Raw genomic sequence first — 267 nt, 5'->3', positions numbered from 1 at the left:
GACCCGATCTGCATTTCCGTGGCGCCCACCCGCCCCCCCAGGTCCCCCCCGCACCATTCCGACCGCAGCTCGTCTCCGCCGAACGCCGGCAGATCCTGGAGGGCCCCGGGCTTCTTGCCCGCGAGACCGAGGCGGCCGTCGAAGAACGACGGCCCGGCTCCGAAGGTTATCGTCGTCCGGGACGGGGGGGGCCCGCCCGCTCCACCCGAATCGGTGGGGGGAAGCGGCTGGTTGCCGTCGTCCGGGCCGCCCAGGGGCCCCTGGCCA

The 267-nt window shown here is 74.9% G+C and carries 1 protein-coding gene; it reads right to left on the bottom strand.

The features are described 5' to 3' along the window. On the bottom strand, positions 1-254 hold a 254-nt coding region (locus tag KVT34_RS30345; protein WP_254635248.1), incomplete at its 3' end, for a Dyp-type peroxidase domain-containing protein. Between the last annotated feature and the right edge of the window lie 13 nt (positions 255-267).

This window comes from Paenibacillus sp. GbtcB18, assembly GCF_019091125.1.
In the GTDB taxonomy this organism is placed as follows: domain Bacteria; phylum Bacillota; class Bacilli; order Paenibacillales; family NBRC-103111; genus Paenibacillus_F; species Paenibacillus_F chitinolyticus.
This window is presented reverse-complemented; position numbering and strand designations above follow the sequence as displayed.